The sequence below is a fragment of the Klebsiella sp. K5-306 genome (assembly GCF_051835185.1).
GTDB lineage: Bacteria > Pseudomonadota > Gammaproteobacteria > Enterobacterales > Enterobacteriaceae > Klebsiella > Klebsiella oxytoca.
Genome location: NZ_JAIFJY010000007.1, coordinates 140,319 through 160,665 on the forward strand (window position 1 = coordinate 140,319; position 20,347 = coordinate 160,665).

21 protein-coding genes and 1 other RNA gene are annotated in these 20,347 nt (G+C 54.3%); 13 read left to right on the forward strand and 9 right to left on the reverse strand.

Annotation, left to right across the window (positions count from 1 at the left end; all coding sequences use genetic code 11):
* Positions 1-15 precede the first annotated feature (15 nt).
* From K2184_RS13160 to K2184_RS13170, 3 genes are all read left to right on the forward strand, one after another.
* Positions 16-408 carry a DoxX family protein gene (locus K2184_RS13160; RefSeq protein ID WP_004105982.1) on the forward strand — a complete coding sequence of 131 codons (393 nt, stop codon included), beginning with the start codon at positions 16-18 and terminating at the stop codon, positions 406-408.
* Positions 409-599: 191 nt separating this feature from the next.
* The gene (locus K2184_RS13165; protein ID WP_070556304.1) at positions 600-1,586 is read left to right on the forward strand and encodes a glutathione S-transferase family protein; all 987 of its coding nucleotides are present in this window, start codon (positions 600-602) and stop codon (positions 1,584-1,586) included.
* A 126-nt stretch (positions 1,587-1,712) separates the two neighbouring features.
* A complete protein-coding gene (locus tag K2184_RS13170) occupies positions 1,713-2,081 on the forward strand; it encodes a DUF805 domain-containing protein (RefSeq protein ID WP_004105984.1) in 369 nt (122 codons plus the stop codon).
* A gap of 37 nt (positions 2,082-2,118) precedes the next feature.
* Here K2184_RS13170 and K2184_RS13175 read toward each other — a convergent pair whose 3' ends face one another.
* Positions 2,119-3,015, reverse strand: coding sequence for a LysR family transcriptional regulator (locus K2184_RS13175; protein WP_004105985.1), 897 nt, complete (start codon positions 3,013-3,015; stop codon positions 2,119-2,121).
* 104 nt (positions 3,016-3,119) lie between these two features.
* Between K2184_RS13175 and K2184_RS13180 the strand changes: the two genes are divergently transcribed.
* Entirely contained in the window at positions 3,120-3,821 is a 702-nt protein-coding gene (locus K2184_RS13180; RefSeq protein WP_004105987.1) for a pirin family protein, read from the forward strand.
* Between the two features lie 18 nt (positions 3,822-3,839).
* Positions 3,840-4,007 carry a hypothetical protein gene (locus K2184_RS13185; RefSeq protein WP_016808040.1) on the forward strand — a complete coding sequence of 56 codons (168 nt, stop codon included), beginning with the start codon at positions 3,840-3,842 and terminating at the stop codon, positions 4,005-4,007.
* 35 nt (positions 4,008-4,042) lie between these two features.
* Here K2184_RS13185 and K2184_RS13190 read toward each other — a convergent pair whose 3' ends face one another.
* The 6 genes from K2184_RS13190 to garP all read right to left on the reverse strand — a co-directional run bounded on the left by K2184_RS13190 (position 4,043) and on the right by garP (position 9,814).
* Positions 4,043-4,453: a Spy/CpxP family protein refolding chaperone gene (locus K2184_RS13190; protein ID WP_023330073.1), complete on the reverse strand. Its 411-nt coding sequence runs from the start codon at positions 4,451-4,453 to the stop codon at positions 4,043-4,045.
* A gap of 686 nt (positions 4,454-5,139) precedes the next feature.
* Positions 5,140-5,518: RNase P RNA component class A (rnpB, locus tag K2184_RS13195), an RNA gene on the reverse strand.
* Between the two features lie 32 nt (positions 5,519-5,550).
* A complete protein-coding gene (garK, locus tag K2184_RS13200) occupies positions 5,551-6,696 on the reverse strand; it encodes a glycerate 2-kinase (RefSeq protein ID WP_163524791.1) in 1,146 nt (381 codons plus the stop codon).
* A gap of 65 nt (positions 6,697-6,761) precedes the next feature.
* Positions 6,762-7,652 carry a 2-hydroxy-3-oxopropionate reductase gene (gene garR, locus K2184_RS13205; protein ID WP_004105999.1) on the reverse strand — a complete coding sequence of 297 codons (891 nt, stop codon included), beginning with the start codon at positions 7,650-7,652 and terminating at the stop codon, positions 6,762-6,764.
* A 28-nt stretch (positions 7,653-7,680) separates the two neighbouring features.
* Positions 7,681-8,451, reverse strand: a complete 771-nt coding sequence (garL, locus tag K2184_RS13210; protein WP_004106001.1) for a 2-dehydro-3-deoxyglucarate aldolase — start codon at positions 8,449-8,451, stop codon at positions 7,681-7,683.
* A 28-nt stretch (positions 8,452-8,479) separates the two neighbouring features.
* Positions 8,480-9,814 (reverse strand): galactarate/glucarate/glycerate transporter GarP, encoded by a 1,335-nt coding sequence (gene garP / locus K2184_RS13215; RefSeq protein WP_004106004.1) that lies wholly within the window; start codon positions 9,812-9,814, stop codon positions 8,480-8,482.
* A 518-nt stretch (positions 9,815-10,332) separates the two neighbouring features.
* Between garP and garD the strand changes: the two genes are divergently transcribed.
* Positions 10,333-11,904 (forward strand): galactarate dehydratase, encoded by a 1,572-nt coding sequence (garD, locus tag K2184_RS13220; RefSeq protein WP_004106006.1) that lies wholly within the window; start codon positions 10,333-10,335, stop codon positions 11,902-11,904.
* Positions 11,905-11,954: 50 nt separating this feature from the next.
* Here the strand turns inward: garD and K2184_RS13225 are convergent, their stop codons facing one another.
* Both K2184_RS13225 and K2184_RS13230 read right to left on the reverse strand, forming a co-directional pair.
* Positions 11,955-12,902: a sugar kinase gene (locus tag K2184_RS13225; RefSeq protein WP_004106007.1), complete on the reverse strand. Its 948-nt coding sequence runs from the start codon at positions 12,900-12,902 to the stop codon at positions 11,955-11,957.
* 10 nt (positions 12,903-12,912) lie between these two features.
* Complete coding sequence (locus tag K2184_RS13230) at positions 12,913-13,707, reverse strand: DeoR/GlpR family DNA-binding transcription regulator (RefSeq protein ID WP_163524817.1); 795 nt, start codon at positions 13,705-13,707, stop codon at positions 12,913-12,915.
* Positions 13,708-14,059: 352 nt separating this feature from the next.
* On the opposite strand from K2184_RS13230, the gene K2184_RS13235 reads away from it, so the two are divergent.
* The 7 genes from K2184_RS13235 to gatB all read left to right on the forward strand — a co-directional run bounded on the left by K2184_RS13235 (position 14,060) and on the right by gatB (position 20,344).
* Positions 14,060-14,914, forward strand: a complete 855-nt coding sequence (locus K2184_RS13235; protein ID WP_004106011.1) for a tagatose bisphosphate family class II aldolase — start codon at positions 14,060-14,062, stop codon at positions 14,912-14,914.
* Positions 14,915-14,938: 24 nt separating this feature from the next.
* Positions 14,939-15,853: a 1-phosphofructokinase gene (pfkB, locus tag K2184_RS13240; RefSeq protein ID WP_004115752.1), complete on the forward strand. Its 915-nt coding sequence runs from the start codon at positions 14,939-14,941 to the stop codon at positions 15,851-15,853.
* A gap of 10 nt (positions 15,854-15,863) precedes the next feature.
* On the forward strand, positions 15,864-17,276 hold the full coding sequence (locus K2184_RS13245; RefSeq protein ID WP_004115754.1) for a PTS fructose transporter subunit IIC: 1,413 nt from the start codon (positions 15,864-15,866) through the stop codon (positions 17,274-17,276).
* A 10-nt stretch (positions 17,277-17,286) separates the two neighbouring features.
* On the forward strand, positions 17,287-18,102 hold the full coding sequence (locus K2184_RS13250) for an HPr family phosphocarrier protein (protein WP_004115756.1): 816 nt from the start codon (positions 17,287-17,289) through the stop codon (positions 18,100-18,102).
* A 176-nt stretch (positions 18,103-18,278) separates the two neighbouring features.
* Positions 18,279-19,550: a tagatose-bisphosphate aldolase subunit GatZ gene (gene gatZ / locus K2184_RS13255; protein ID WP_004106019.1), complete on the forward strand. Its 1,272-nt coding sequence runs from the start codon at positions 18,279-18,281 to the stop codon at positions 19,548-19,550.
* Between the two features lie 15 nt (positions 19,551-19,565).
* Entirely contained in the window at positions 19,566-20,033 is a 468-nt protein-coding gene (gatA, locus tag K2184_RS13260; protein WP_016809840.1) for a PTS galactitol transporter subunit IIA, read from the forward strand.
* A 26-nt stretch (positions 20,034-20,059) separates the two neighbouring features.
* Positions 20,060-20,344, forward strand: a complete 285-nt coding sequence (gene gatB / locus K2184_RS13265) for a PTS galactitol transporter subunit IIB (RefSeq protein ID WP_004106023.1) — start codon at positions 20,060-20,062, stop codon at positions 20,342-20,344.
* Positions 20,345-20,347: the final 3 nt, after the last annotated feature.

The window sequence follows — 20,347 nt, forward strand, 5'->3', positions numbered from 1 at the left end:
TTTCTGGAGTAGGAAATGAAAAAATTAGAAGATGTTGGTGTACTGGTAGCGCGCATTCTGATGCCCATTCTGTTCATTACCGCAGGTTGGGGAAAAATTACCGGGTATGCGGGTACACAACAATATATGGAAGCCATGGGCGTCCCTGGGTTTATGCTGCCGCTGGTGATCCTGCTTGAATTCGGCGGCGGTCTGGCAATCCTGTTCGGTTTCCTGACCCGCACTACCGCGCTGTTCACCGCCGGCTTCACCGTGCTGACCGCGTTCCTGTTCCACAGCAACTTTGCTGAAGGCGTGAACTCGCTGATGTTCATGAAAAACCTGACCATCGCGGGCGGCTTCCTGCTGCTGGCTATCACCGGTCCAGGCGCCTTTAGTATCGACCGCGTACTGAATAAAAAGTGGTAAGCGCACTATACTGAATAAATATAAAGCGAGGAGACATCTCCTCGCTTTTATTATCTATGCCCTAAATAATTCGAGTTGCAGGACAAAACGGTTAACCGTTTTGAACAGCGCTTGCGCTGGCCCTGAAAGGGTGAGCGAGGAAAGCCAACGCACAAGCAACTTGAAGTATGACGGGTATAAAGGAGGAAATAATGGGACAATTAGTTGACGGCGTCTGGCACGACACCTGGTATGACACCAAATCCACCGGAGGGCGATTTAAGCGTTCTGTTTCCGCCTTTCGCAACTGGTTAACCGCCGACGGCGCGCCGGGCCCAAGCGGCGAAGCCGGATTCGCTGCGGAGAAAGATCGCTATCATCTGTACGTTTCTCTTGCCTGCCCATGGGCGCATCGCACCTTAATTCTGCGTAGCCTGAAAGGACTGGAGCCGTTTATCTCCGTCTCCGTGGTTAATCCCTTGATGTTCGAGAACGGCTGGACTTTCGACGATAGCTTCCCGGCAGCCACCGGCGATACGCTCTACCAGCACGAATATCTTTATCAGCTTTATCTGCATGCCGATCCCCACTACAGCGGGCGCGTTACGGTGCCGGTGCTGTGGGACAAAAAGCAGCACACCATCGTCAGCAATGAGTCGGCGGAAATCATCCGCATGTTTAATACCGCCTTCGACGGGCTGGGCGCCCGCGCAGGAGATTACTACCCGCCTGAGCTGCGCGATCAGATTGATGAGCTGAACGGCTGGATCTACGATAATGTGAATAACGGCGTCTATAAAGCCGGGTTCGCCACCAGCCAGCAGGCCTATGATGAAGCGGTTGATGCAGTGTTTACCGCTCTGGAGCGTCTGGAGCAAATCCTTGGCCAGCATCGTTTCCTGACGGGTAACCAACTGACGGAAGCTGATATTCGCCTGTGGACCACCCTGGTTCGTTTCGATCCGGTGTACGTGACCCACTTTAAATGCGACAAACGCCGCATCAGCGATTACCTCAACCTGTATAGCTTCCTGCGCGATATCTACCAGATGCCGGGCATTGCGGAAACGGTGGACTTCGCCCATATCCGCAACCATTACTACCGTAGCCATAAAACCATCAACCCGACCGGGATTATCTCCGTTGGTCCGCAGCAGGATCTTAACGAACCTCACGGCCGCGATCTTCGTTTCCGCTAGGCAATTGGGCGCGATTTGCTGCGCCCAATAATTCACAAAACAAATATTTACCATCATTTCATTCACGTCTATTCTTATTTCGATCGCTTTAAAAACAAGTGATTGACGGTTAACAGAGGCGTAGAAATGGACTGGTATCTTAAAGTATTAAAAAACTACATTGGATTTGGCGGCCGCGCCCGGCGCAAAGAGTACTGGATGTTTATTCTGGTCAACATCATCCTCACCGGCGTACTCAGCATCATTGATAAGATGCTGGGATGGCAGCGCGCCGGAGGAGAAGGGATTCTGACCACTATCTATGGCGTGCTGATATTCTTACCGTGGTGGGCCGTGCAGTTCCGTCGATTGCACGATACCGACCGCTCGGCATGGTGGCTGTTATTGCTGCTGATTCCCGTTATCGGCTGGCTGGTGATCCTGGTATTCAATTGCCAGAACGGCACCCCAGGAAATAATCGCTTCGGGCCGGATCCTAAACCGACTTCTTACTAACGATGCGCCCCTCGACAAAAAAGGGGCGCATTTTGTTTTATCTTCCCATAAACAGCTTCGGGATTTCCCGCAGACACCATGACTTCGCCTCACCCATGCTGTCGCGACGCCAGGCCATAATAATGTCGATCTCGTTGCTGTATTCCGGACTGACCACCCGCAGACGCCCTTCGGCAATATCCTGCTCTACGAGCGGATACGGCATCGTCGCAACGCCCAATCCTGCCAGCAGCGCCTGACGCTTATCTTCGATGGTGCTCACGGTTAAGCGCGGCTGTTTATCGAGCAGCTGCACGGTCAACACCGGGCGCTCGCGGGCGGTATCCGCGACCGCCACGCCGCGGTACTTAACGCGCGTAACTTCAGAAAGCGGCTCCGGCTCCTGGTGAATAGGGTGATCCGGCGCGGCTACATAGACGCTCATCACCGAATAGAGCTTGCGGGAGTTGATTTCCGAAGAGGAGCGAAAATGCATATCCGGCGCAACGACAATATCCGCCCGCCCCTGCTCAAGGCGTTCCCATGCCCCGGCCAGTACTTCGGTAATAATCGACAGTTGAGTATTCGATTTGGTCGCCAGCTTTTCAATTAAAGGAAAAAGGTCGGTGGTGGGCACCAGCGCCTCGGTGACGATAGTGAGGTGCGTTTCCCAACCGCGCGATAGCGCTTCGGCATCCGTCGTCAGCTTATCGGCCGCCTCCAGCAGTACGCGCCCGCGCTCCAGCAACATTCGGCCCACGTTAGTGAATTTTGTTCGATGACCTGAACGGTCAAACAGCACGACGTCCAGCTCCTCTTCCAGCTTTTGCATGGTATAGCTCAGCGCTGAAGGCACCCGACCCAGCTCATCGGCCGCCGCCGCAAAGCTTCCGCGTCGGTCAATTGCATCCATAACGCGCAATGCTTCCAGCGTTAATGCTCTCTCTTTAGCCATCGCAGTCTCATTCAGGAAATTTGAATATACCGGGCAGAATATCTGGCTAACAATACAGCGTCCATACCTTTACCATTGATTTAGTGTAAAGAGAGGTCAAGAAGATGATTACAACCCGAACAGCCAAACAGTGCGGTCAAGCAGACTTCGGCTGGCTGCAGGCCCGCTACACCTTTTCCTTTGGCCACTACTTCGACCCTAAATTGCTGGGCTACGCATCGTTGCGCGTGCTCAATCAGGAAATTCTGGCGCCCGGCGCGTCGTTTCAGCCGCGGACCTACCCGAAAGTCGACATTCTGAACCTGATTCTGGAAGGTGAAGCGGAATACCGCGACAGCGATGGCAACCATATTCAGGCAAAAGCCGGCGAAGCGCTGCTGATATCAACTCAGCCTGGCGTAAGCTACAGCGAGCATAACCTGAGTAAAGATCGCTCGCTGACGCGAATGCAGCTGTGGCTGGATGCCTGTCCACAGCACGAAAACCCGCTGGTGCAAAAAATCGCTATCGCCGCCGGATCGCAGCAGCTGCTGGCTTCGCCGGACGGCAGCCAGCATAGCCTCCAGCTGCGCCAGCAGGTATGGATCCACCATATCGACCTGGCGAAAGGCGAGCAGCTTAACGTGCAGCTTCACGGCCCCCGCGCCTACCTGCAGTCGATTCACGGTACGGTGCATGCGCGGGTGCAGGAAGAAGAGAAGCAGGCTCTGACCTGCGGCGATGGCGCTTTTATTCGTGACGAAGCTAACATTACCCTCGTTGCTGATACGCCGCTGCGCGCTTTGCTGATAGATTTACCAGTGTAACAACGGCAGTAAGGGAGTATGTCAGTGGGCAAGAAGAAAACAAAAAAAGTGGCGCTATCGGCGCAACAGCCGCAATCGGAAACCGTCACTACGATGAGTTTTGGCTATGAAGAGATGTTAAGCGAGCTGGAGGCGATCGTCGCGGAAGCGGAGATACGGCTCCAGGAAGAAGAGAGCGTCGCCTGATGCAAATATCGGCCCCGGGCGCGGGGCCGATGGATTTACTCACTCAGCTCCTGAGCTAAGTCTTTTTGTACCTGCTTACGCTGTTCTGGCGTCAGCACCTGGTTCACATCAAAATAGTACTTCACGCGATAATAGCGAGCCTGCTGCTCTACCTGGCTAAATGCCGCCAGCTGCTCTTTGACCGCCTTTTCGTTCCATTTTCCAGAATCAATAACCTCAAACAACACGCCGTCTTTAATATCTTTCTGGGAAATCTGCTGAACGTTTTTTTCCAGCTGCTGATGCAGGCTTTTAATTTTCGTTATCTGATCGTTAGTCAGTTTTAAGTGCTGGACAATCGGGTCCTGCGCCGGAGCGGGTGCAGCCTTAACATCCGCAGCCTGAGCCGCCATGGAGAACCCAGTGGCGAGAGCGGCTGTTAATGCAATGCGGGTCATTAATTTCATTGTTGTATCCTGATTAATTATCGTCGATGTGGCGGTCTATTATTTTTCAGAAGCTAATGACGAAATGTAAGAAATAGTACGTATAAATGTAGTTAAATCAGCAACATATAATAAATACGAATGCTATAATTCAATTCATTTACTTAAAATATATAAAACCAGGCGAGGAGAATGCATGGCCGTATGAGTCATCATGCGGTTGATGGCAGCCCGGTTTCCCACATACTGCCCGCGTTCTTTGTTCAAACCCGAAGCCAGAAGCAAAAACCCCCGCCATTTCTGACGAGGGTTTTCTTTGAATGTGGAAGCTGACCGTTAAGCCGCTTTCTTTCGGGTATAGCGTCGTGGACAGTCATTCATCTGCCCGTGTTTCAACCCGAAGCCAGAAGCAAAAACCCCCGCCATTGCTGGCAGGGGTTTTGCTGAAAAGTTGAAGCTGACCGTTAAGCCGCTTTCTTTCGGGTATAGCGTCGTGGACAGGCATTCATCTGCCCCGTGTTTCAACCCGAAGCCAGAAGCAAAAACCCCCGCCATTGCTGGCAGGGGTTTTGCTGAAAAGTTGAAGCTGACCGTTAAGCCGCTTTCTTTCGGGTATAGCGTCGTGGACAGTCATTCATCTGCCCCGTGTTTCAACCCGAAGCCAGAAGCAAAAACCCCCGCCATTGCTGGCAGGGGTTTTGCTGAAAAGTTGAAGCTGACCGTTAAGCCGGGTTCTGTCGTGGACAGTCATTCATCTAGGCCAGCAATCGCTCACTGGCTCAAGCAGCCTACCCGGGTTCAGTACGGGCCGTACCTTGTGAACCCCTATTTGGCCTTGCTCCGGGTGGAGTTTACCGTGCCGCGAACTGTTACCAGACGCGCGGTGCGCTCTTACCGCACCCTTTCACCCTTACCTGATCCCACTTGCGTGGGCCATCGGCGGTTTGCTCTCTGTTGCACTGGTCGTGGGCTTGCGCCCCCCAGGCGTTACCTGGCACCCTGCCCTAAGGAGCCCGGACTTTCCTCCCCTCCGCCCGTCTCCCCCGAAGAGGACGACGACGAAGCGGCGACTGTCTGGTCAGCTTCGGCGCGAAGTATAGAGGGTTTACCGACGGTTGTCATCCTTCCGTCGCCATCCCAACCTGCAATGTCGCCGCAATATTACGCGACGCATGATAAATATTGTCCGCCGCGCCGCGAAACGCCTCTTCGAGCGTCGTTACGCTGGTCAGCACGCTAAACACCGCATCAATCCCATACTGGTGAACCACACCGACGTCCCGGGTCAGACTACCGGCGATGCCAATCACCGGCTTATGATACTTTTTCGCCACGCTTGCCACGCCAACCGGCACTTTACCGTTAATACTCTGGCTATCCAGCCGACCTTCGCCGGTCACCACCAGCGAACAATCAAGGATATGCTCTTCCAGGTTCAGCGCCTGGGTCACGATTTCAATCCCGCTGCGTAATTCAGCCTTCAGAAACGCCATCAGCGCGGCACCCATACCGCCCGCCGCGCCCGCACCGGCAACCTGCTTCACATCGACATGCAGATCGGCCTTAATAATATCGGCGTAGTGCGCCAGATTGCTGTCCAGCTCGCGGATCATCGCTTCGGTAGCCCCTTTCTGCGGGCCAAAAATTCTTGACGCGCCGCTATCGCCGATCAGCGGATTGGTGACATCGCAGGCGACCCGAATAGCGCAATCATGTAGTCGGGCATCAAGACCGGAGATATCTATCGAATTGAGGCTACACAGACTACCGCCGCCGTTGCCAATCTCCGCGCCGTTGGCATCGCAAAGCCGCGCGCCCAGCGCCTGCACCATTCCTGCGCCGCCATCGTTGGTGGCGCTGCCGCCAATGCCAATGATGATATTTTTCGCCCCGTGATCCAGCGCCTGCAGAATCAGCTCGCCGGTACCGCGCGATGTCGTCAATAGCGGGTTACGCTGTACGGGCGGCACGAGCCCCAGCCCGCTGGCCGCAGCCATTTCGATAAACGCGGTTTTGCCGTCACCGGAAAGCCCCCAGCAGGCCTCAACCGGGAGACCCAGCGGCCCCGTCACGCAGGCGCTCATCTCGGTTCCCTGCGTCGCGGCAATCATCGCCTCAACGGTACCTTCTCCGCCATCGGCGAGAGGAACCTTCACGTAGAGCGCATCGGGGAAAATTTCCCGAAAACCTTTTTCTATAGCCTGAGCAACCTCGGTGGCCGAGAGGCTTTCTTTATAAGAGTCTGGGGCGATTACGATTTTCATAGTTATGTAGCCTGACAGTGCCGCGCAAGGCAAGAATTACAGGGCGCGCATCCGCGCCCTTCTTGTTAGCGAGTGACTTCCACTTTCGCCAGTTTTTCGTAGTAGCATGCAAGTGCGCTATGGTCGGCGGTACCCAGGCCATCCGCGCGCAGCGCCTGCATCATCTCCATTACTGCGGCGGTCAGCGGCAGCTGGGCGCCCACGCCGTGAGAAGTATCCAGCGCATTCGCCAGATCTTTAATATGCAGATCGATACGGAAGCCCGGCTTAAAGTTACGATCCATCACCATCGGCGCTTTGGCATCCAGCACGGTGCTCCCGGCCAGCCCGCCGCGGATGGCCTGATAAACCAGATCCGGGTTCACGCCCGCTTTAGTCGCCAGCGTCAGCGCTTCGGACATCGCCGCAATGTTCAGCGCCACAATCACCTGGTTGGCCAGCTTGGTGACGTTGCCCGCGCCGATCTCGCCGGTGTGTACCACGGATCCCGCCATCGCTTTCAGCAGATCGTAATATTTATCGAAAATCGCTTTATCACCGCCCACCATCACCGACAGCGTACCGTCGATAGCCTTCGGTTCGCCGCCGCTGACCGGGGCATCCAGCATATCGACGCCCTTCGCTTTCAGCGCTTCGCTGATTTCGCGGCTCGCCAGCGGCGCGATGGAGCTCATATCAATCAAAACGGTGCCCGGCTTCGCGCCTTCAATGATCCCGCCTTCGCCCAGCGCGACCTCTTTCACGTGCGGGGAGTTCGGCAGCATGGTGATGATCACATCGCACTGCTCGGCAATCGCTTTCGCTGATGCGGCGGTTTCTGCGCCTGCGGCAATCACTTCGGCAATCGCTTCCGGATTACGGTCAGCAACCACCAACGAGTAACCCGCCTTGAGGAGGTTTTTACTCATTGGTTTACCCATGATACCGAGGCCAATAAAACCAACTTTCATTGTCATGTCTTTATCTCTCTAGTTTCGGTGGTGGTTATTTCTTAAAGGAGTCAGCCAGCTTCTGCGTGGCAGAACGGAAAACGCCCAGGTCGCTGCCGACGGCGACAAAGGTCGCGCCCCATTCCAGATAGCGGCGCGCGTCGGCTTCAACCGGTGCCAGAATACCGCTCGGCTTACCGTGCTTCTTCGCGCTGGCAAAAATATGCTGGATTGCTTTTTGAACTTCCGGATGGGAAGCATTGCCCAGATGACCCAGCGCAGCGGCCAGATCGCTTGGGCCGACAAAAATACCGTCCACGCCAGGCGTGGCGGCTATCGCATCAACGTTATCCACGCCCTGCTGGCTCTCGATTTGCACGAGAATGGTGATATTTTTGTTCGACTGCGCGAAGTAATCCGGCACGGTGCCAAACATATTGGCGCGGTGCGAGACGGATACGCCGCGAATGCCTTCAGGCGGATAGCGGGTTGAGGCAACGGCGTTAATCGCCTGCTCTTCCGTTTCCACAAACGGGATCAGGAAGTTATAAAAACCGATATCCAGCAGGCGCTTAATGATCACCGGTTCGTTGGTCGGTACGCGAACGACCGGCGCGCTGGCGCTCCCTTTCAGCGCCATCAGCTGGGGGATAAAGGTAGAGATATCGTTCGGCGCATGTTCGCCGTCCAGTACCAGCCAGTCGAAACCGGCCAGGCCTAAAACTTCGGTGCTAATTGGGCTCGCCAGCGCGGACCAGCAACCAATCTGAACCTGATGCGCCGCCAGGGCCGCCTTAAATTTATTCGGGAAGATATCGTTATTCATCACTTATACCTTGTCACTTAACCGTTAATTATTTCTGCAGTTCCATACGTTTGATGTCGCCGACCACAAACAGATAGCAAACCATCGCCATCAGGGCGGAACATCCAACAAAGACCAGCGCTGCGTTGAATGAGTGCAGTTCGCTCACCAGGTAACCGATAACCAGCGGGGTTACGATGGAAGCAACGTTACCAAATACGTTAAATACGCCGCCGCACAGACCAACAATCTCTTTCGGCGCGGTATCGGAAATCACCGGCCAGCCCAGCGCGCCAAACCCTTTACCGAAGAATGCCAGCGCCATCAGGGTGACCACCAGCGCGGTATTATTGGTGTAGTTACACAGAATGATGGTGGAAGCGAGCAGCATTCCGAGGACGATCGGCAGCTTACGCGCCACGGTGATGGAAAAACCGCGTTTAATCAGATAGTCAGAGAACACGCCGCCCAGCACGCCGCCGGCAAAACCGCACAGCGCCGGAATCGATGCGACCAGACCCACTTTCAGAATCGACATACCCTTTTCCTGCACCAGATAAATCGGAAACCAGGTGAGGAAGAACCAGGTAATGGTATTGATAAAATATTGACCGAAGAATACGCCCAGCATCATGCGGTTGGTCAACAGCTGCTTGATATAGTGAAGCTTCGGACCGCTGGCCGCCGCGCTGCCGGGCTTTTTATGGTCCATATCAACGACTGCGCCATTCTCGGAGATAAACTTCAGCTCCTCTTGCGTCATGCGCGGATGGTCAGTGGGATTATGGATCAGTTTTATCCACAGGCCGGTCAGCACAAAGCCAATCACGCCCATGACGGTGAAGACATGCTCCCAACCCCAGGCAAAGGTCAGCCAGCCCAGCAGCGGCGAGAACAGCGCCAGGGAGAAATACTGCGCGGAGTTAAAGATCGCCGATGCGGTGCCGCGCTCTTTCGTCGGAAACCACGCCGCGACGATACGGGCGTTTGCCGGGAAAGATGGCGCTTCAGAGAAGCCCAGCATAAAGCGCATAAAAAACATTGAGATGCCCGCCCACGCCAGCGGAAACATATCCACAAAGCCTTGCAGGAAGGTGAACAGCGACCAGAAGAACAGGCTGTAAGAGTAGACCTTTTTCGATCCAAATTTATCGAGCAGCCAGCCGCCGGGGATTTGCATTAGCAGGTAGGCCCAGCCAAAAGCGGAGAAAATATAGCCCATTGAGACCGCACTCAGCTGCAGCTCTTTCGCCACCTCGGTACCGGCGATCGAAAGCGTCGCGCGGTCGGCATAGTTAACGGCAGTGACAATAAAAATAATTAACAGAATTAAATAGCGGGTTGGCACACTTTTTTTCTGTTCTATTGTTGCATCCAGACTCATCTCATATTCCTCAGGTACAACACACCTTCCATTATTTATTTTGGTGTGATTCTTAATCATTCAGAAATCAATATCAGGAGGTATCGATTTACTCATCCGGCGCATTGCAAGCATGACTCAGTATAATCAGCTTGCGACCGTTAAACACTGTGCATACAACCTGTAAATGGCGTTTAATTATCTCTAATGTTGTGCAAATGCAATAATCAATGGGCGCTGATCCACAGTTCCAGCGATTTCCCCCATGTGCGGGTTCTCTTGCGTAGCAATGGGTGATTTAGATCACATTTTCAAATTCAAACACCTGACATTCTTTATTTCACAAATCTGCGCATCAGAAATTGAATATACCCTAAATATTTCGAGTTGCATGAAGGCGGCAACGCAGGGAATCCCCTGGCGCTTACTAAAGTAAGTGACTGGGGTGAGCGAGGAAAGCCAACGCAAATGCAGCTTGAAATATGACGGGTATAAACGTTTTATTTTATTATTCGCACCTTGCTGGAGAATACTGGACAATGGCTGACATTGAAATTAGACAAGAATCGCCAACGGCGTTTTATATAAAAGTGCACGAAACGGATAACGTGGCGATTATTGTTAACGATCGAGGTTTAAAAGCCGGAACGCGTTTCCCTGACGGGCTCACGCTGGTTGAGCATATCCCGCAAGGCCACAAGGTCGCGCTGGTCGATATTCCTGTACACGGTGAAATCATCCGCTATGGCGAGGTGATTGGCTACGCGGTACGCGATATTCCGCAGGGCAGCTGGATTGACGAATCGCTGGTGGAACTGCCGAAGGCGCCGCCTCTGCACACCTTACCTCTGGCGACCAAAGTTCCGGCGCCGCTGCCGCCGCTGGAAGGCTATACCTTCGAAGGCTATCGCAACGCCGACGGCAGCGTTGGCACCAAAAATCTGCTCGGTATTAGCACCAGCGTGCACTGCGTGGCGGGAGTCGTCGATTACGTAGTGAAAATTATCGAACGCGATCTGCTGCCGAAGTATCCCAACGTCGATGGCGTCGTGGGTCTGAACCATCTTTATGGCTGCGGCGTGGCGATTAACGCTCCGGCAGCGGTCGTTCCGATCCGCACCATTCATAACCTGGCCCTCAATCCAAACTTCGGCGGCGAAGTGATGGTGATTGGCCTTGGCTGCGAGAAACTGCAGCCGGAGCGCCTGCTGGAAGGCACCGACGATGTAAAAAGCATTCCCGTAGATAGCGCCAGCATCGTCAGCCTGCAGGATGAGAAGCACGTCGGTTTTAAATCAATGGTGGATGACATTCTGCAGGTCGCCGAGCGCCATCTGGAGAAGCTGAACCAGCGCCAGCGCGAAACCTGCCCGGCCTCCGAACTGGTGGTCGGTATGCAGTGCGGCGGCAGCGATGCGTTTTCTGGCGTGACCGCCAACCCGGCGGTGGGCTATGCCTCCGATCTGCTGGTGCGCTGCGGGGCGACCGTCATGTTTTCCGAAGTCACCGAAGTACGCGATGCGATTCATCTGCTGACGCCGCGCGCCATCAACGAAGAAGTCGGCAGACGCCTGCTGGAGGAGATGGCCTGGTACGATAACTATCTTGATATGGGTAAAACCGACCGCAGCGCCAACCCATCCCCGGGCAATAAAAAAGGCGGTCTGGCCAACGTTGTAGAAAAGGCGCTGGGTTCTATCGCTAAATCCGGAAAGAGCGCGATTGCCGAAGTGCTCTCTCCGGGGCAGCGCCCGACCAAACGCGGTTTGATTTACGCCGCGACGCCGGCGAGCGACTTCGTCTGCGGTACTCAGCAAGTGGCCTCCGGGATCACGGTGCAGGTCTTTACTACCGGTCGCGGTACGCCGTATGGCCTGGTCGCCGTACCGGTGATTAAAATGGCGACGCGTACCGAGCTGGCAAACCGCTGGTATGACCTAATGGATATCAATGCGGGAACCATCGCCACCGGCGAAGAAACCATCGAAGAGGTAGGGCTGAAGCTGTTTGAATTTATTCTTGATGTCGCCAGCGGCCGCAAGAAGACTTTCTCAGATCAGTGGGGCCTGCACAATCAGCTGGCGGTGTTTAACCCGGCGCCGGTGACCTGATCGGCTCAGCAACTTATCCCGCTCGTGATGCTTCGGGCGGGATACCTCTGCTATTGATGCGCGTTGAGAAACCCCTCTATCTGCGCTTTGGTGGAAGTCCCTTCCATCGGCCCACGCCGGGTAATCGCCAGAGAGCCGCTGGCGTTGGCCCATCTCAGCGCCTCCTGCGGCGATGCGCCGGACAGGAAAAGGCTGACAAAGGTGGCGCCAAAGCAGTCGCCGGCCCCCGTCGGATCGACAACCGGGACATGAAAACCGGCAGCATGATGCGTTTCTCTGGCGCTGTAATAGCTCGCTCCGCGCGGGCCGCGTTTAATTACCACGTGCTTAACGCCGCGCTTTAAAAGCTTATCCACCAGCACCTGCTCATTGCGCCCAGGGTTGAGGCCAAAGTAATCCAGTTCGCCATCGCTGGGCAAAAAAATATCTGTATAATCAAGGATATATTCAAAAGCCTGCGACATTTCAGGGATGTTGAGCATCTCTTTGCGGATATTCGGATCGAACGAAACCGTGCCGTTGCGCGCTTTAATATTTTCAATCGCTTTACGCATCGCGTCGATCATGCGAAACGAAAACAGCGAAGAGCCCATAATGTGAAAATGATTGCACTGGTTAAGCAGACGGTCGTCAATATGGTCAGCGGTTAGCAAACCACAGGCGCTGTTCGGCATATTAAAAATAAAATCGCGCTGCGCCTGGCTACGGTAGCTCACGAAAGCGCTGCCGGTGGTCGCCTTTTGCAGTATGGCGATCCCATTAACGTTTACGCCGTCGCTTTCCAGCCGCGCGATATTCATTTCACCAAACGCATCGTTGCCGACACAGCTGAAAAGCACCGAGCCCAGCCCCAGCTTTGCCACCTGATCGGCGAAAATTGCCGGGGCGCCGCTGGGATATGGCCCCCAAAATTCACCCGGGCGAGAAAAACCCTGGTTCTCTTCTTTTGCCAGAAACTCCACCAGTAGTTCGCCGATGGTGCAAATGGTCACATTCATCATCGCTCCTTTACTTTGCCTTCTGCAAAGCAGGGTTGAGCCATGTCAGGCACTCGTTGTTGGTATAGCTGTTAGTCATGCCAGCGGCGAGAAGGCGGGCGTGATACTCCGCGGCGACCACCTGCGGCGTCACGATGCCGCTAATTTGCTGCAAGTCGCCAATCGCGTAGCGCTTATCGCCATACACCGGACGATGCGCAACGACCGCAATCACCCTCTCACTTTGCGCCACCGCTTCGCTCAGCAGGCGAGCGCTGGCTTCCTGTCTGACGCTCAAGGTGCCATCTTCCGCAATGTGGTCGACAGCGATCAGCGCTCGTGAGGGGCGATATTGACCCAGCGCGTTCAGCGCCAGATCGCCTTCGACTATTTTGCCGCTGCTCCCGAGTACGCCGCCGAGCAGCACGGTTTCCCCATTCAGAAACTCCTGCGCCAGCGGCACATGCGCCAGGTCGTTTAACAGCAGACAAAGCTCGTCATAGCCAGCAAGAAACGGGATCACTTTGCGTAAGATCGACCCCTGCCCCAGAAAGAGCGTTTCGCTATCTTCGATCTGCGCGGCGATCTGGCGAGCCATTTCGGTCTCCAGGGCTTTATCCGTTACTACCGGGGCCTCCGGAGCCAGGGCGATCGGAGTCCCGGCCTGGGAAGTGTAAATTGCGCCGCCAAACGAGCGCTTAAGGTAGCCCTGCTGTTCAAGGTAGTTCAGGTCATTACGGATCGTTACCCCAGATACAGCCAGCATTTCAGCCAGATCGTCAACTTTGATCTCTCCGTTTTTGCGCACGATCTCCGCGATGTCCAGGCGCCTTTTCAGCAGACTTGTAGACGGTTTTGCCACAGTGTTGTGCCTTCTTATTTTCTCCCAGAATAACTTTCATTTTTAAATTTCCCCGCTGCATTGTCAAACGCCAGGCCTTCTTCAAGCATTGAATGACGAATTAAAATTATTTAATTCAGTAGGTTATGTTTAATCATGCTTTTTAAGATACTTTTAAAAAAGAAAACAAACAAGAGCATATAACTTTCATTTTTAAAATAACATCACAGTAGTGTGCGATTGATCACAACAACAAAGCGCAGCGATCGCTACATTACTTTCAAAACGAAGGTATAATCAACAAACAAATTTACAAAATGAAAGTTAAGGAGCAAGAATGTACATTATCTCGAGTAAAAACATGCTGTTGAAAGCTCAGCGGCTTGGATACGCTGTTCCGGCCTTTAATATCCACAACCTGGAAACGATGCAGGTGGTGGTAGAGACGGCGGCCGAGCTGCGTTCTCCGCTGATCCTTGCCGGCACCCCGGGAACTTATAGCTATGCAGGAACCGGTAACGTGGTGGCGATCGCTCGCGATCTGGCTAAGATCTGGGATCTCCCTTTAGCGGTCCACCTCGATCACCATGAAGATCTGGCCGATATCACACGTAAAGTACAGGCCGGTATCCGCTCGGTCATGATCGACGGTTCACACGCACCTTTTGAAGAAAACGTCGCGTTAGTCAAGAGCGTGGTTGAACTGAGCCACCGTTATGATGCCAGCGTCGAAGCCGAGCTTGGTCGCCTGGGCGGTGTGGAAGATGATCTCGTGGTCGATGCAAAAGATGCGCTGTATACCAACCCGGAACAGGCGCGTGAATTTGTCGCCCGCACCGGTATCGACTCGCTGGCGGTCGCTATCGGTACTGCCCACGGCATGTACGCTGCAGAACCCAAGCTCGATTTTGACCGCCTCGCCGCCATTCGCGATCGCGTTGAGGTTCCTCTGGTTCTTCATGGCGCATCGGGTCTGGCCGATAGCGATATCCGCCGGGCAATCTCGTTGGGCGTGTGCAAGGTCAACGTCGCCACCGAGCTGAAAATCGCCTTCTCCGATGCCCTGAAGCACTATTTCGAGGAAAATCCAGACGCTAACGATCCGCGTCATTATATGAAACCGGCCAAAGCGGCGATGAAGGATATCGTACGCAAAGTCATTCACGTTTGCGGCTGTGAAGGACAACTGTAATTTTCGGATCGAAGGAGCAACGTCGTGATCCATACCCTGACACTCAATACTGCAATCGATATGAATATCTTTTGCGATCCGCTGAAGCCGTCGGCAGTGAACCGAACCCGGCACACGGAATATTGCCCGAATGGCAAAGGAGTGAACGTTTCGCTGATATTAAATCACTATCAGCAGCCCACTCACATTATGGGCATTTTCGGTGGTTTCACTGGCCGTTATATTGTGGAAGAGTTACGTCAGAAAAACATTAAAGTGACGCCGGCATGGGTCTCTGAGCCAACCCGAATTAATATTTTTATTAATGACGGTGCTGAGGAATATAAACTCGTTAATCCCGGAGCAAAAATTGATGATGAGTGCAAACAACAGGTTATTCATCATCTGCAATGCGTCACTTCCGGGGATTATTTAGCGATCAGCGGCAGCCTGCCGCCGGGAATTGAAAGCCGATTTTATGCTGAAATCATTGAATTATGCCAGCAGAAAGGCTGTGAAGTTATTCTCGATATCAGCCATCCGGTACTGCGCCAGCTGCTGGAATTACGGCCATTGTTGATTAAACCCAACGATGACGAGCTGCGGGAAATCTTCGGTCTTGACGTCAGTAGCCGCCAGCAGGTGCGTGAGGCCATGCGCACGCTGCATCAACTGGGCGCTCGCAACGTGCTGCTGACGATGGGAGCCGAGGGTCTCTACTTTTCCAACGGCGAAGGCGTGTGGTTTTGCTCCGCACCGAAAATTGAACTGGTCAGCTCCGCCTGCGCTGGTGACGCCGCACTGGGTGCTTTTCTCAGTAAATGGCTTAACAAAGAAGATGTCACTCACGCTCTGGCATTAGCCAGCGCGACCGGCGCCGATGTCGCCGCTTCCGCCGGGTTAGGCAAATTACAACGCACAGAAGAATTATTACAACAAATTCAGGTCGTCCAATTATAAAGGTCCGATTATGAAAAAAATCATTGCAGTTACCGGCTGCCCTACGGGTATTGCACATACTTTTATGGCTGAAGAGGCCTTAAAAACCGCAGCAAAGAAATTAAATGTCGATATTAAAGTGGAAACCAACGGCGCTTCCGGCGTTGAAAACGCGATTACCCCCGCGGATTTAAAAGATATTTATGGCGTGATTATCGCCGCCGATAAAGACGTGAACGCCGAGCGGTTTAATGGCCTGCCGGTCATTGAGGTTCCGGTTAAAGAAGCCATTCACCATCCGGCCGATTTAATTAATAAAGTGATCGGCGGTCAGGCGGCGCGTCGCCAGGGAATTTCTGCTTCCGCCGAGTCAACGGAGAAATACGAGCAAGAGTCTTTCGGCCGTCAGGTTTATAAGCACCTGATGAGCGGCGTGTCCAACATGCTGCCGTTTGTCGTAGCGGGAGGGATTTTGATTGCCATCTCCTTCCTGTGGGGCATCTACTCCGCCGATCCAAACTCGCCGCAATATAACGCGATCGCCGCAACGCTAATGAAAGTGGGCCAACAAGCCTTCTCAATCATGGTACCGATTTTCACCGCCTATATCGCCTGGTCTATTTCCGGGCGTCCCGGTATGGTCGCGGGCTTCGTCGGTGGCTTACTGGCCAATGCGACCGGCGCAGGCTTTCTCGGCGGAATTATCGCCGGTTTTGCCGCCGGTTATTTTATGCTGCTGATCCGCAATATGCTCAACGGCCTGCCGCGACAGTATGAAGGGCTCAAATCGATATTCATTATGCCGCTCATCGGCGTGCTGGTGATTGGTGTAATGATGGTCCTCCTCGGTCAACCCGTCGCCGCCATCAATAACGCGATGATGAACTGGCTAAGTTCATTACAGGAAGCAAACCCGATTCTGTTAGGTATTGTGGTCGGCGCGATGTGCTCCTTCGACTTCGGCGGCCCGGTGAATAAAGCCGCCTACGTCACCGGTACGCTGCTGCTTGGCCAGGGCAACTACTTCTTTATGGCCGGGGTTTCCGCCGCCTGCATCACACCGCCGCTGGTTATCGCTTTGGCAACGACCTTCTTCCCGAAAGGGTTCAGCGAAGAAGAGCGCGCCGCCGGGATGGTCAACTATATTCTCGGCTGCACCCATATTACTGAAGGCGCTATTCCGTTCGCCGCGAAAGATCCTTTACGCGTTATCCCCATGATGATGATCGCCTCTTCCATCTCTGCGGTTCTTAGCTACAGCCTGCATATTCAGGTTCCCGCTCCGCACGGCGGCTTCCTGATCCTGCCGCTGGTGAGCAAACCACTGATGTGGGTGCTGTGCATTCTCGCCGGTTCCGCCTGCGGCGCGGTCATGCTGGGATGCTGGAGGCTGTGGCAAAAGCGGGCCCTGGAAGCAACATCGCTGGCCGGCGCTATTAAATAAGGAGCTATGTATGCAACTGACTTGCGCAGATATCCATTTCGATCGCGCGATCAAAACGAAAGATGAAGCGCTGCAACGCGTCGTTGGCAAATTAACCGAAGCCGGGCATACCACGCCCGCTTATCTGAGCGGCATGCGCGACCGTGAAGGACAAATCAGCACTTACCTCGGCAACGGTATCGCGATCCCTCACGGCACGCCACAGAGCCGCGATGCGGTACTGAAAACCGGTGTCAAAGTACTGGCCTGCCCGCAGGGTGTGGATTGGGGAGAAGAACAAACGGCATATCTGATTGTGGGCATCGCCGCCCAGGATAACGAACACCTTGATATTCTCCGCCAGCTTACCCACGCCCTGAGCGATGAGCGCGTGCCGGCAGCGCTTTCGCGCGCTGAGAGCCCACAGGCGGTGCTGGAGATACTGGCCGGCAATATCTTCCCGGCCGGAGGAGAAGAGACGGAACCGCCCCCGATGTTCGACGAAGAGGCGACCTTTACCCTGCGCAATCCCCACGGACTGCACGCGAGACCAAGCGCGGTACTGGTGAAAGCGGTGAAGCAGTGGCAGTCGCAAATCCGGGTGGAAAATCTCGACACGCGTTCCGCCATTGTTGACGCCAAAAATCTGATGCGGGTTGTCTCTCTCGGTGCAAAACAGGGCCATCGGCTGCACTTTATGGCCAGCGGAGAGGATGCTCATCAGGCGCTGGAGGCTATTGGCGCGGCCTTTAATGCCGGATTAGGCGAAATCGCCGCTCAGCCGCAGCGTGCCGTTCCGCCCGTAGAAAAACCTAAACGGAGCTGGCTGTCTCGATTATTTAGTTAAATTTCAAACAATTAAAAACGCTCTGCCGTCATCGCCAGAGCGTTTTTTTATCTCTAACTTTCGCAACATTACGTTTTACCTTTCTTTTTTTCGAGATTGATCACAAATCAAAACAAAGGAGTTTGCGAGCAAAACAAAACATAACGAATATATTCGAAAGAAAACGGAGGTTTGAAATGAAAGATATTATTTCCCGCCACAAAGCTGGCGAACACATCGGCATCTGCTCAGTTTGTTCCGCACACCCGTTGGTCATCGAAGCCGCGCTACGTTTCGATCTGCATACCAACAATAAGGTCCTCATCGAGGCCACCTCTAACCAGGTTAACCAGTTTGGCGGCTACACCGGAATGCAGCCTGCGGACTTCCGTGATTTCGTAAATAAAATCGCCCGCGAAGTCGGTTTCCCGTCAGAACGCATCATCCTCGGCGGCGACCATCTCGGCCCCAACTGCTGGCAGGGCGAACCCGCCGCTGAAGCGATGGAAAAATCAGTCGATCTGATTAAAGCCTACGTCGCCGCAGGATTCAGCAAAATCCATCTCGATGCTTCAATGTCCTGTGCAGACGATCCGGTGCCGCTGAACCCGGCCGTCGTCGCCGAACGCGCCGCTCGCCTGTGCCAGGCTGCGGAAGAGACCGCAACCGACGAGCAGAAACGCCATCTGACCTACGTCATCGGCACCGAAGTTCCGGTTCCCGGCGGCGAAGCCAGCACCATCGGCAGCGTCCACGTGACCCGCGCCCAGGATGCGGCGGCAACGCTGGAAACCCATGAAGCCGCCTTTCGTAATCTGGGGCTGAACGCCGCGCTGGATCGCGTCATCGCTATCGTGGTGCAGCCCGGCGTTGAGTTCGACCATACGCAAATTATTCATTACCAACCGGAGGCAGCCAAAGCACTCTCCGCGTGGATCGAAAGCACGCCCATGGTCTACGAAGCGCACTCGACTGACTACCAGTCCCGTCAGGCCTACCGGGCGCTGGTACGCGACCATTACGCCATCCTGAAAGTGGGGCCGGCGCTAACCTTCGCGCTGCGTGAAGCCATCTTTGCTCTCGCGCAAATGGAGAATGAACTGGTCGCTCCGGAGTCTCGCAGCCGCGTAATGGAAGTGATTGATGAAGTGATGCTTAACGAACCGGGCTACTGGCAGAAGTACTATCGTCCGACCTGGAGCCAGGCAATGGTGGATATTCACTTCAGCCTGTCCGATCGCATTCGCTACTACTGGCCGCATCCGCGTATTCGCCAGAGCGTGGAAAAGTTAATGGCAAACCTGACCGAAACTAAGCTGCCTTTGGGCCTTATCAGCCAGTATATGCCCGTGCAGTTTGAACGACTGTCGTTAAACGAACTCGCCGCCGTACCGCACGACCTCATCCTCGACAAAATTCAGGATGTGCTGCGTGCCTACCGTTACGGCTGTTCATCTGAAATCGCCTGAAGTTAAAGAGGATTTATGAGTCAATTGTTTGTTCGTACCGGCATTCATTTTCGTTCCAGCCAGCAGGCGCTGGAACACATTGGCGAAGAGATGCTGGCGCGCGGCGTCGTGCACGATAGCTATCCGCTGGCGCTGCTCGAACGAGAAGCGACTTTCCCAACCGGTATTGCGCTGGAGCAGCATGCGGTCGCGATTCCCCACTGCGAGGCGGTACATGCGAAGTCTCCGGCTATCTACCTGATTCGCCCGGACAATCCGGTCCCTTTTCAGCGTGCTGACGACGACGGCGAAATCGACGTTTCGTTAATCATCGCGCTGATTGTAGAAAATCCGACTGCACAGCTACAGCTGCTGCGCCGGTTATTTAGTGAGCTACAGAACCCGACCACGCTAGAAGCATTGCTCGCTGCCTCGCAGGAGCAGCTGCCCGAGCTGTTTCGGCGCTCTATCCTTGAGTCAGAGCCGAACGCTCAGGCTTTATAAGACACTGATAATAAAAGGGGTACCCTATGAAACGCAAAGTAATCGTCGCCTGTGGCGGCGCTGTCGCCACCTCGACCATGGCCGCAGAAGAGATCAAAGATCTGTGCGCGGACCACAGCATCGAGCTGGACCTGGTGCAGTGCCGGGTGAATGAAATCGAAACCTATATGGACGGCGCACACCTCATTTGCACCACCGCCCGGGTTGACAGAACCTTTGGCGACATTCCGGTGGTTCACGGTATGCCTTTCATATCCGGCGTAGGCATTGAAGAGCTGCAGCAAAAAATCCTGAACATCCTGACGGAGTAACGC